This window comes from Ekhidna sp. ABH4_415 (genome assembly GCF_056161305.1).
In genome coordinates this window covers 1-11,994 of record NZ_JBSWYW010000006.1, presented here as the reverse complement: position 1 = coordinate 11,994, position 11,994 = coordinate 1, and the positions used below count along the sequence as shown (strand labels likewise).

6 protein-coding genes are annotated in these 11,994 nt (G+C 40.8%); 2 read left to right on the top strand and 4 right to left on the bottom strand.

What is annotated here, in order from left to right; all coding sequences use genetic code 11:
• Positions 1-9: 9 nt before the first annotated feature.
• Positions 10-1,494 carry a cysteine--tRNA ligase gene (gene cysS / locus ACXAH9_RS11215; protein WP_474894955.1) on the bottom strand — a complete coding sequence of 495 codons (1,485 nt, stop codon included), beginning with the start codon at positions 1,492-1,494 and terminating at the stop codon, positions 10-12.
• Positions 1,495-1,655: 161 nt separating this feature from the next.
• Between cysS and ACXAH9_RS11210 the strand changes: the two genes are divergently transcribed.
• Both ACXAH9_RS11210 and ACXAH9_RS11205 read left to right on the top strand, forming a co-directional pair.
• Positions 1,656-4,628, top strand: a complete 2,973-nt coding sequence (locus tag ACXAH9_RS11210) for a CHAT domain-containing protein (RefSeq protein WP_474894954.1) — start codon at positions 1,656-1,658, stop codon at positions 4,626-4,628.
• A 10-nt stretch (positions 4,629-4,638) separates the two neighbouring features.
• Positions 4,639-8,694, top strand: a complete 4,056-nt coding sequence (locus ACXAH9_RS11205) for an OmpA family protein (protein WP_474894953.1) — start codon at positions 4,639-4,641, stop codon at positions 8,692-8,694.
• Here the strand turns inward: ACXAH9_RS11205 and ACXAH9_RS11200 are convergent.
• The 3 genes from ACXAH9_RS11200 to ACXAH9_RS11190 form a co-directional block, all read right to left on the bottom strand.
• Positions 8,691-9,728 (bottom strand): PorP/SprF family type IX secretion system membrane protein, encoded by a 1,038-nt coding sequence (locus tag ACXAH9_RS11200; RefSeq protein WP_474894952.1) that lies wholly within the window; start codon positions 9,726-9,728, stop codon positions 8,691-8,693. The genes ACXAH9_RS11205 and ACXAH9_RS11200 overlap by 4 nt on opposite strands.
• The gene (locus ACXAH9_RS11195; protein ID WP_474894951.1) at positions 9,725-10,942 is read right to left on the bottom strand and encodes a T9SS type B sorting domain-containing protein; all 1,218 of its coding nucleotides are present in this window, start codon (positions 10,940-10,942) and stop codon (positions 9,725-9,727) included. The genes ACXAH9_RS11200 and ACXAH9_RS11195 overlap by 4 nt, the downstream gene beginning before the upstream one ends.
• A gap of 2 nt (positions 10,943-10,944) precedes the next feature.
• Positions 10,945-11,994, bottom strand: a 1,050-nt coding sequence (locus ACXAH9_RS11190; RefSeq protein WP_474894950.1) for a C1q-like domain-containing protein, incomplete at its 5' end; no start/stop codon positions are given.

Genomic DNA, 11,994 nt, shown 5'->3' with positions numbered 1-11,994 from the left:
CGCGAAACGCTATTCCTCAAATGCCCATTCAATCTTTTCCTTCATATCCTTTACCACTATGCCTTGTGCCTTGAGCTCAGCACGTAATTTATCTACCCGCTCAAAGTCCCGGTTATACTTGGCGTCCTTATACTCACCCAAAATCGTTTCAATGAGAGCCTGGTAATCAACATCAGCCTCAACCTTAAGACCCAGCACCTCTTCGGTAAAGCCTAGGAAGGTTTCTTTCATTCGCTTGAAGGTTTCCTCTCCAATTTCACCGTATTTCAATTGACCGGTATGCAGCGAATTGATCTTCTTCACAAGGTTGAACAAGTGACCGATTGTAAGGGCAGTGTTGAAGTCATCGTTCATGGCATAGTAGCAGTTATCACAGATTTTATTGATCTGCTCTACCTGCTTTTCGTTCAGTCCGCCATCATCTTTCTTCCACTCCATTTCATGCATGATCCGCATCCCATTGGCAAGCCGAACATATCCTTTGCGTGACGCTTCCAGCGCCTCATTGGAAAAGTCTAATGTACTAGCATAGTGCGATTGCATCATGAAGAATCGCACAGTCATTGGACTATATCCACGCTCCAGTAGTTCATGATCTCCAGACATTAGTTCTCTAGGTAAGAAAGAATTACCTAATGACTTACTCATCTTCTGTCCATTCACGGTAAGCATATTAGTATGCAGCCAATATTTAGCGCCACCCTTTCCGTAGGTTCCGGCATTCTGCGCAATCTCACACTCATGGTGAGGAAATTGCAAATCCATACCACCTCCGTGAATATCAAACGCTTCTCCAAGGTATTTGGTACTCATTACTGAGCACTCCAGGTGCCAACCAGGAAAACCATCACTCCATTCGGTCTTCCACCGCATGATATGTTCGGGAGCAGCTTTTTTCCAGAGGGCGAAATCCAATGGGTTCCTTTTATCGGACCCTCCATCCAGATCTCGGGTCTCGCTCATTAGGTCTTCGATTTTTCTTCCTGAAAGCTGCCCATACGCATGATCTGAGGCGTTATGATATTTCTCTACGTCGAAATATACCGATCCATTCGACTCATACGCATAACCATTCTCAATCAGCTTTTTCGTCATCTCAATTTGCTCCATGAGGTGCCCAATGGCTGATGGTTCTATGTCTGGCGGGATCGCATTGAAAAGCTTCATGACATCATGAAAATCGTTGGCATACATCTGCACGATTTCCATTGGTTCCAGCTGATCCAGCTTCGCTTTTTTTGAGATTTTATCCTCTCCAGTATCCGATAAGTGGCCTACATCAGTGATATTTCGCACATATCGCACTTTATAGCCAATAAATTGTAAATAACGATATACTACGTCAAAGCTTAGAAAAGTTCGAACATTTCCGAGGTGTACATTGCTGTAAACTGTAGGGCCACAAACGTACATCCCGACATGTGGTGGGTGTAGTGGTTGGAACTCTTCTTTTTGTCTGGTAAGGGAATTATAGATTTTTAGCTTTCCAATCATGTGTCCTGTTTTGTCTGGCAAAGAAAGGCATTTACCGAAAATTTAACGTTCAGGTTACTTAAACCTTTTTAACTCCAAAAAATTCCTCCTTTAATTCAATACTTAATTCATCATTTGCTAATTATCCATGTAGCTTTGTTCTTAAGTATTTTTCCACCACCATGAAAAACATACTCGCCTGTATAATTTTTTCGATGGTTTTGGGGCTATCATATGCCCAAAACATCAATTCTCAAATTTCTGAGGCTACTCAAAACCTCGAGAGAAATCATTGGGAAAGAGCCAGAGACAGTTTTAAGCGAATAATTGAAAACTATGAAGATGATTTGACCTATCATCAGCGTGCACAGGTCTATAACCATCTAGGTTATCTACACTATAGCTTGCTTGATCCATTCGAAGCTGAACGATACCTGAACCTTTCGATACTTTATCACGAGGAAGCTGGAATTCCTAACCAGCGTGATTACGCAGAAGCGCTTTTAAATATGGGAGTGCTTTACCTCGATCAGGTGGAGTTTGATCTGGCAAGGCAATACATCCAAAAGTCTCTTGATATTTTAGAAAAACTTCCAAACGCCAATGCTCAATATTGGATCGCAAGATCGAAACTTGGTTTTGTGTATGAAGAAGCAGGATCCTACACCCTTGCACTGAGTATCTATAATGAAAGCTATGAGCAACTTGTTGCTTCCGGGAATGACCTTTCACCCGATTTTGCAGAGATATGTATGCATAAAGGTAGAATTCTCATTTTTACCGGAGATCCGGAAGAAGGGGAAAAATTCATCAACTTAAGTACCACTATTTACGAGTCATTAGGGCCTGACTTTGCCGTCCAGCGTGCTGAATCTCTTGAACATTTAGCTATTTTCTTTGAAAGGATGGGTCGATACGATGAGGCAGAAGAAACCTTGTTAACGGTATTGAAACTTAAAAGAACGATCCCTGATGAGGCTGACATTCTGATTATAGAAACCTTGAATGATCTTGGTATCCTTTATCATCAGCTTGGCCGATATGAAAATGCCAAGGCAATGTTCAATGAGGTGGTTGCAGAATGTGAAGAAAATGTAGGGATTGATCATCCATTTTATGCTACTGCCAAAAATAATCTTGGTGCACTGGCCATTGCTGAGGGAAATTTTGTAGATGCCCGTGATATGTTCAATGCAGCACTTACAACTTATAAACTGAAGTTTGGTGAAAGTCATCCGTATTACGCTAATGCACTTAATAACCTTGCCCGTGTTGAAAGAAAACTAGGAAACACTTACCTGGCTGAACAATATTATCGGGAAGTACTAAAAATAGATGAACGTATATATGGCAAGGAGCATCCGGATTATGCCACAACCTTGATTAACCTTGGCATTTTATGTAGTGCTAATGGCAGAGAAAGCGAAGCTTCGAAATTCTATGAGGAAGCCGTTCAAATCCGTGCCAGAGTGCTGGGAGAAAATCATCCTGCATATGGAAGCGCACTGGAATACATGGGCATGCATGCGCTTGCAATAGGAAACTATTCCAACGCAGAAAAATATTTCAGTGAATCGATTAGCATTCAAATAGACCGCATTCATACACTATTCCCGATTATGAGTGAGATAGATCGCCAATCCTTTTATGATGGCATCATCAAAAGCATTGATCGATATAATTTCATTGCTTTCGGTTTACTAGATCAAAAACCAGAACTGATCAAGAATATTTATGACTTTCATGTCAAAACCAAAGGAATATTATTTAGCACCTCAGACAAGGTGCTGGAAAAAGTTCAGGAGAGCGATGATTATGAGCTCAAAGAATTGTACCGTCAGTGGCAGTCGGATAAACGGCTCCTCGCGAGTTATTTCCAAATGGGCATCCATGAACTGGAAGACTTAAATATAAACCTCCAATATGAAGAGACCCGAATTGAAAGATTAGAGGATAATTTGATTTCACGTATCGATAACTTCGAAGGCTCACTTCAGCGTTTTCGTGAAAACTGGCAATCTGTTCAGCAAAAAGTTCGACCGAATGAGGCCTTTGTAGAGGTCATCCAAATAAGAGAGTTTGAATCTTTGGATCAAGCCCAGGGTACATTGTTCAGCTTTACTAATTATACCAAGTATCTGGCAGTGATTTTCCTGCCCAATCAGGATGAGCCGGTATTCGAAATTATTGGCACAGAAGCAACTACCGATCCACAATATTTAAACAAATACAGAGACTACCTCAATGGGAATACCGAAGGAAAGAGTTCTTTTGAGCTCCTTTGGAAGCCCATTCATGACCGTGTTAAAGATGTAGATTTTGTACGACTGGGATCAGATGGTATTTTTCACGGAATCAACCCAAACGTTTTTAAAACTTCAGGTAAAAACCATGTGATAGATGACTACCTGGTTACAAACCTTTCCAGTCCACACGATCTGTTTCGGGAAAATGCAGTCGTGTACAGCCAACGCGCATACATTTTCTCCAACCCAGATTACGTAAGCAGTGAAATCAGCGATCCGGCTGATCTTGGAGAGCTGCCTGTTATTTCAGGTTTAAGTGAAGAAGTTTTTGATCCTGTGGGTTGGAGTGTAAGGTCTTATGAAGGAGAAAATGCCAATGAATTAAGAATTAGATCAGCATTTAATCCAACGGTACTCCACATTGATGCGTATGGTTTTTTTGAAGACAAATTCAAATACATCAGAACGAAAAGCCCATTGACTAGTAAATTGTTTCAATCCGGAATCTATCTTTCAGGTGCCTCAGAATCTTATTCCAGGTTTTTGGAGGGAATTCGTACGATTTCAGAAAATGATGGGATTCTAAGTACACATGAAATCATGAATCTTGATTTAACAAAAACTAAGCTAGTGGTAGTTTCTGATATCGTTAACCAGACAAACTCAAGCACTGCTAACGCATCATACGGATTACAAAGAGCATTCATGGTAGCAGGTGCCCATAACTTACTGATGAGGGTATTAAAGTCAGAACAAGATGTTACTAAGGAGATATTAACACTCTTCTATAAAAAATACAATGAGACCAAAAAGATCGGAAGTTCGTTAAAACATGCACAACTTGAATTACGAGCTAAATATCCTGACCCCAGGATATGGGGTGGTTTTATGATTACAGGTATTGAATAAACTTAAAGAAATGAAAAAGATTGTTTTTCTATTCGCACTATTGATTGCCTCTGGAGCTATAGCTCAAGATCAGCGCAGATCTCAAGTTCTAACCATTTCGGGTGATGAAGATTTTCGGGATGGATATTATATGGGAGCCATTCGCTATTACAAAGCAGCTTTAGATGAAAATGCGGAAAATATAAAAGCGCAGTACCAGCTAGCAGAGTGCTATCGATTAACTCAGCAATATGAAAATGCAGAGTATTACTATGAGATGGTTACCTCAGACGGTCAAGATTCCCGCTACCCGCTTGCAGGTTATTACCATGCTCAGATGCAAAAACTCAAAGGGCAATATGATGCGGCTCTTAAAAACTTCAAGGAATTCCGAAGACTTTTGGTTGCGAATGGAGATCACGAATCTGAAAAATATCGCTATTTCTATAAACAAGCGAAAATTGAAATAGATGGTTGCCAACTTGCACTTAATCAAATTACCATGGTGCATCCAGATTATCAATTTCAACCTTTAAGTGCACCGCTAAACTCCGAGTACAACGACTATGCTGCATTTAGCATCGGAGATGATGGAGTAGTATGTCTTACATCCGCCAGAAGCAGCGGGAAAGGAAGTCTGGTAGACAACCAATTTGGAGAAGCATTCGCTGACATATTTAGGTTTACGAATAGGAATGGAAGCTGGGAAGAATATGACCCCAAAGACAGATTCGAGAAAATCATTAATACCAAATATGGAGACGGATCAGGCACTTTCAATAGAGAAAGGAATAAGTTCTACTATACTAATTGTGACGAAGAGGGTGGAGTGTGCCACATTTATATGTCCCGATTAGAGGGCGACAGGTGGTCAGAGCCACAACCGTTAAATCATAACATCAATGAATATAAGTTTAACTCCAAACACCCTAGTCTAACACCAGGTGGAGACACACTATTCTACGCCTCAGATAGAGATGGTGGTTTGGGTAAATTAGACTTATATATGAGTATCAATTCAGGAGGTGATAATTGGGGGCCCCCAATGCACCTGGGCAATCAAATAAACACACCATTTAATGAGATCTCACCATTCTACGATGCTGAAGAACGAGTGCTCTTTTTTGCGTCTGATGGACACAGGGGATTTGGTGGATATGACATCTTTGTCGCTCGCGGATCAAAGTTTGAATCAGCAGAAATTTACAATGCAGGTATCCCTTTCAACTCATTCCGGGATGATATTTTCTTTTTCTTAGGTAATAACAAGGGATACTTATCCTCCAACAGAGAAGAAGGTGTAGGCCAGTTTGATATTTACGGTTTTAATATCGAATCTAAAAGAAACATCATTTCGCAGGTATCAAGTGAGGGAACAATCGCAGGAAGAAACTCCCTGTTTACTGACGACTATAATTTTGATAGCAACGAAACGGAGATAATCAATCAAATCATATCTCGAATGCTCTCCTCATCTGTTTCAGATGTTGATCTGATCTTAACAGACAGGCAGCTTGCGGTATATAATGCACTTAGCAAAGACGATAAGGAAAGAATTGATCGAATTGTGAAAGCTCGAGTGCGAAAAATGACCAGCAATATGATTCGGTCCATTCGCACGGAAGATGACTATTATTACCAGCAATTAAGTGTGGACAAGAGAAGAAAGGTGGATAACATCGTGACCACTTATCTGGAACAACAAGGTATGGGTAACAGTGTGAGCATGTCCAACGACGTGTTTGGTTTCTATAGCTCAGTTAGTTCGGATGAAAGGGAGAAAATCGATGTGCTTATTTCAGATCGATTGAAAAATGCTCAGGCTTTTAGGCCTGCTACTCCTACCTACAACTCATTCGCTCCAAAGGAGCAAAAAAGCATCGATGGTATTGCTATTAAATATCTTAAGCAAAAAAGAAACCTTGGAGCCATCTCATTAGATATGAATGAGAAAGTTTTCCTAAGAGACAATCAGGATGCTGTGGAAGATGTGAATGCGGCAGTTAGAGAGCGATTGATTGGATTGAGCAACGAGGAAAAATATAAGCTCCTTCAGGAAGACCGTGACTATTACGAATCTCTTGATGATATTGACAAGGAAAGATTAAAGTCAATTGCTAGCACTTTTATGGTGTCAGATCTTGAGAGTTTTGATAAAAACATCAAAAATTCAGATCTGGAGGTTTTCAAAAATAAGAACTCTGCTGATCAGAACAGATTGGATAAACTCCTTCTTAAACAGATTTCGAACCTTGCGAATTCGAGTATCTACTTAACAGAAACTACCTTCTCCCAATCGGAAATTCAGTCTGCGATTGGAGACAATGCTGATGAAACGATTAGCAAGCTGTTAGAGATGCGTCCTGAATTGAATGAGGATCAGAGAAGAGCGGTAGAACGATTTGTGAGGTCTGCTTATGACTCTTATATGACACAGCCTGAGCCTGTATTCATGAACCCGGCAACTCCAGTTGTTACTCAAAGCGGACAACCTATCACAGGAGACCCATCTGCTACCCTTACACAAGCTGATATTAATCAATATGAATCTTTGAGTGATGCTAAAAAGAGAGCCATTGATAACACAATCGCCTTGGATTACATCACACTCAAATACTCAGACAGATCACTGAGATTAAGAGATGAATTTAGAATGTCTGAACTATCGAGCAAAGAGCGGGTTTATACCGCAGCATTGGCTAAGAAAATCTCTGGTAAGGAGATCAAGCCAAATGAGCAGGCTTATGTACGTGATGCATTTGTCTATTACGATAATTTGGCCGAGGATAGAAAAGGCTTTATCAGTAGAATAGTGCTGGACAAAGGTCTCCCAAAAAGAAATGGTAAATATGTTCTTCCACCGCAAGATGCGAATGCGCGGGGCAGGTTATCCGCTAGTGAGAATGACCTTCTGGAAAAGATTAAAAAGTTCAGATTCAACAACCAACGAATCCTAACTGACAATCTCGCTGTAGATGCCAAAGATGTGGACACAGCCCCTGTGGATATAATGGCCCTGGCTGCCTCAGAAAATATCGAGCATACAGGTGCAGAAAAAATTCTTGGTGCAGAAGACATTCTGGCTTCTGAAGAAATGGATGAGATCCGGATTGGACTACCTATCAATAAAATTGAAGGCTATGATGAAATCATAATTAATGGCCGTCTTGTTGGTAGTAATTCAGGCAGTCCGCTTTCTTCCTATTCTATCACACTTATATCTTTTGATAGTGACAAGACTGTGATTGAAGGGTATACAAATAAAGCCGGCGAATTTCAATTCACAGTACATCCGGCTAAGTATGATTTAACCTTCAAAAAAGCCAATAATGCAGAATCTGTATCCCTTGAAGATTTCGTAGTGGAAGGCAGGAGAACCAAAACCGCTACCCTTGTTACCAATGCTACTAGAGCATTCTTCGATGTGGATGCATCAGAACTTAGACCTGAAGTAAAAATTCTTTTGGATGACGTTGCGGCGGCTTTCGAAAACGGGGGGTCTAAAATTGAAATTGAATCTCATACAGATGCCACAGGATCGGCAGAATACAACCTTGGGTTAAGTAAGGATCGTGGATATTCTGCAAGGGATTATCTCATTTCAAAGGGAATAGATAAATCTGATATTTCTGTTATATGGCACGGTTCTGAAAATCCGATCGCTGATAATAACAGTCCATTCGGAAGACAGCTAAATAGGCGGATAGATGTGAGACTTATTAGTAAAGGTCGTAAAGATTTTGGCAAATTCTTCCTGGTGAGACCAGGTGCCACCATAGCAAGCTTAGCAGGTTCAATGGATATTTCAGATGCTGATATCAGAAGGATAAACGGACTTGAGGGTGGAGACCTTCAGGCATACAAACCGATTCGAATTAAGCAGGAAGTAACACCAAACTACGATTTGCTCGTACCTGCAGACATAGAAAACGATAGTGATTTTGTTTATTTCGTACAAAAAGGTGAGACACTGGAGAGTGTATCAAAAAAATTCAACGTTCCCGAAGAAATAATTATGGAGCAGAATAGACTAAACTCATCAAGTTTAACACCTGGTCAAAGGTTGATTATCTATAAGAAGAATTAGAAGAGTGGGTTTGACGCTCTTCTTGAATTAGCATTTTTTGACAATGAGTATTGAATCGATATCTCCATTGAGTTCTGAGCAAGATCAATGTCTCTGTTCGGATCAAACAAAGTGCTGTTCATGTCGTAGCTCACTCTAACAACGAGTGACTGCAGCTTGACGCCACCCATGAAAATAAATGAGTCTCTCAACCGATACCAGACACCAAAAAGTAACTGGCTGCCCTTAGCGCGATACCGACCCGCGCTGGGGGAGTATGCCACGTTCAACCCAGCGTTAAATTGATGGTTGTTTCTTAGGTTCAGGTAGAGTAAGCTGGGCATAATAAAATACTTGTCGAACTTAAACTCAATACCACCATTATACTTAAAAAGCATTGGGGCATCACTTTCAATGTCCGTAGTAAATGATGTGTTTGGCCTGTTTAAGTTCGTGGCAGATATTCCCAAAAACCCACTGTAAGTATGAAGTAGATAATTTCGTTCCGGATTAAAATAATACATGACACCAGCATTCACCACAATGTTGTTTTGCTGATCATTAAACTCTGTGACCGGAATAGGTAATGTGTTGTCGTAACCAAAAAATGGGTTGTATTGAGAGCCCCAGGAGAGGTTGCTAAAATCTAGTTTCCTCAATTCATAACCCACCTGAACACCAACAGAAACCAGATAAGTACTTAACAACCCGAACTTGATATTATGTGCGTAGTTGGCAAAAATCGAGCTTTTCTCGTATACTCCACGAAACCCACTTTTCTCATTGAAGGCCATGATCCCTGCTCCTCCAATTGACCTTTCATAGGGTCCATTAGGTTTAATTGGAAAAATGAATGATACCTGTGTCAACTCATTGATTACATCAACACTTTGTAGCTGTCTTTTGTGGTTCATGTGAATAGATGCGTCATTGTATATCCCACTGAATCCAGGGTTCAGATACAGAGATGCAGCATAGTACTGTGAAAATTGAGCATCTTGTCCATTCAAAAGAAAGGCAGAGATCAAAAAGAATATGGTGGCAATTCGTTTCATCTTATCAAGTAAAAGATCCCTGACTTTTGAACAGGTCGACCCGTCCTAAATCTAAATTTGACAGTATAGTAATAGATCCCAGTTGGTTCGTCAGCTCCTGTTTTTTGATTTTCTCCATCCCATCCAACCTGATTTGCTTCAGCAAATGACTGAGTGGAAAAAACATTAACTCCATAACGATTGAAAATTTGCAGGTCAAACCCATCTTCTTGAATTCCCTCCCCAAACACACGGAAAGTCTGATTCCTTGAGTCACTGGCTTGTGGTGAAAAAGCTTCGGGGATATAATAAAGGCCTACATCTGGAATCCGTGGCGCTAACGCCATGGCAAGATACAGTTTTTGACCAAGGCTCAACGCCAGAGGCTCCTTTCCAATTATCGTTCCGAACGTAAGCGTATCAGAATTAAGTAATGACTCTTGCCCAAGAGATTCATAGGCTCCTTCCTGACTGGCGGAATAAGCAATAACAGGTGAGTTTACCCTATGCCTAATGTTGTTAGTAAGCCTGAAATCGCTTAAGTCTTCTTCACTAAACTGTAATTCAACCTGTGTAGCGTCAGTTCCACCATTTAACAATTCTACCTCCCAAAGCCCTCGGTGCGAAACACCAAGAACACTATCTCCTGGAATAGGATCCACCGGATTATCACGAGAATATGAAGCTTGTATTTCTGTATCAACCCCAAAAACATCCAGCAAAGTGAGTGGTGCGTAAATGCCGTTAAATCCAAGCGGAAATATTTTAATTCCACTTCCTTTGTTTATCAGGGGTCCTTCAAAATATGAATCAATAGAACCCCCAAAAACCTGCGCATTCTGATCAAGTACAAACCGAGTATTTTCATTTGGTATGATATTACCAAATTGAAGGTCTAAACGATCCAACACTGTATATTCCGATCCGGGAAAACTTACATTTCCCAGGGAGTTAATAATCAGTTCACTGGTGGTCAACTCACCTGTTGGAGCTAACTGGTCAGATAATCCAATGAACTGTATACTGCCCCCTATTCCATTGAAGTTTCCGTTAGTAATCCAATTTTTATAAAGTGTAATTCTTCCAACATTCTGAATTACGCCTTCATTGTTCAGGTCTCCCCCTACCTCCAGGTTGGCGCCTTCAGTTACATGAACAAGGGCATTACCTTGGATATGCATCTGCCCGAAAAGGGTCAGTGGAAAGAAAAGTGATATGTATCTAAGACATTTCATCATTAACGAATTAAATAACCTGAGAAGAATGTTCTTGGCCTTGTTCCGTTAACACCCCTAGAAATATTCATTTGGACTGTTACAGCATCATTAGCGTTCAATAAAATCGTTTTTGATAAAACTAATGTTGCCGGATATGAGCCAGTTCCAGAATTTGCCCCAATCGCATTTGCTCTTGCAACTTCAGCAGCATTCACCATTAAGGAATATGATCCATCTATAGGTGCTGCGCTATTGTAGATGATATCTACCTGTACTTCAAAATGATATAATCCTGTCACCGGAGCTGTGAACGTGTAGGTAGATGGGTCAAAATCTGCTCCTGTATCTGTTACTTCATTGTCAAAAGTGATTGTTGAAGAGGCGCCAGGTGTATATCCTGCAGTTAAATATGCTTCAAACGCAACCGGTCCAACAAAAGAAGGATTACCTGAAGCATCTGTTGCCAGAACTTTATTTGCATCACCTGCTCCTGCAGTTCCAATCTTTGCTGCCGTTACTTGATCATCACCGATATCAGCTGTTGCTATAGATGAGTTAGTGATCTCAGCAGATCCAATATTCGTGATGGTATTGTTGTCTGCGTCAATGGTTTTATTGGTTAGTGTTTGAGCTAAATCTGTTCCTACCATAGTGGTAATATCATCAGCATCATCAAATGTTGGGATATTGATCGTATTAGCAACTGTCGGAGTACCAAAATCTAGGGTTGTGCTTGCCGTACCTCTATTGAAGACCGGATTGTTTACAAATTCTCCATTCAAAGTGATATCATCCAGATTATCCGAACCTAATGTTACATTGCCATTCAATGTGGTTACACCCGTCACTCCAAGGGTACCGCCCACAGTTGCATTGTTCGTTACATCCACTCCATTGGTAGTAGATACCACCAGTTGCTCGGTTCCCGTGATCACTACATCCCCTTCAGCGAGTGAAGTGGTGATCGTGTTGCCATCGATGTACGCCTCATTTAACGTCTGGTTCCCTACCTGCGTGTCTACATATGCCTTCGTCGCTGCATCCTGGTTGCCAACAGGATCCGTTACGTT

Coding starts and splice junctions, on each gene's coding strand:
- cysS (WP_474894955.1), bottom strand. CDS start 1,494: ATGATTGGAAAGCTAAAAATCTATAATTCCCTTACCAGACAAAAAGAA.
- ACXAH9_RS11210 (WP_474894954.1), top strand. CDS start 1,656: ATGAAAAACATACTCGCCTGTATAATTTTTTCGATGGTTTTGGGGCTA.
- ACXAH9_RS11205 (WP_474894953.1), top strand. CDS start 4,639: ATGAAAAAGATTGTTTTTCTATTCGCACTATTGATTGCCTCTGGAGCT.
- ACXAH9_RS11200 (WP_474894952.1), bottom strand. CDS start 9,728: ATGAAACGAATTGCCACCATATTCTTTTTGATCTCTGCCTTTCTTTTG.
- ACXAH9_RS11195 (WP_474894951.1), bottom strand. CDS start 10,942: ATGAAATGTCTTAGATACATATCACTTTTCTTTCCACTGACCCTTTTC.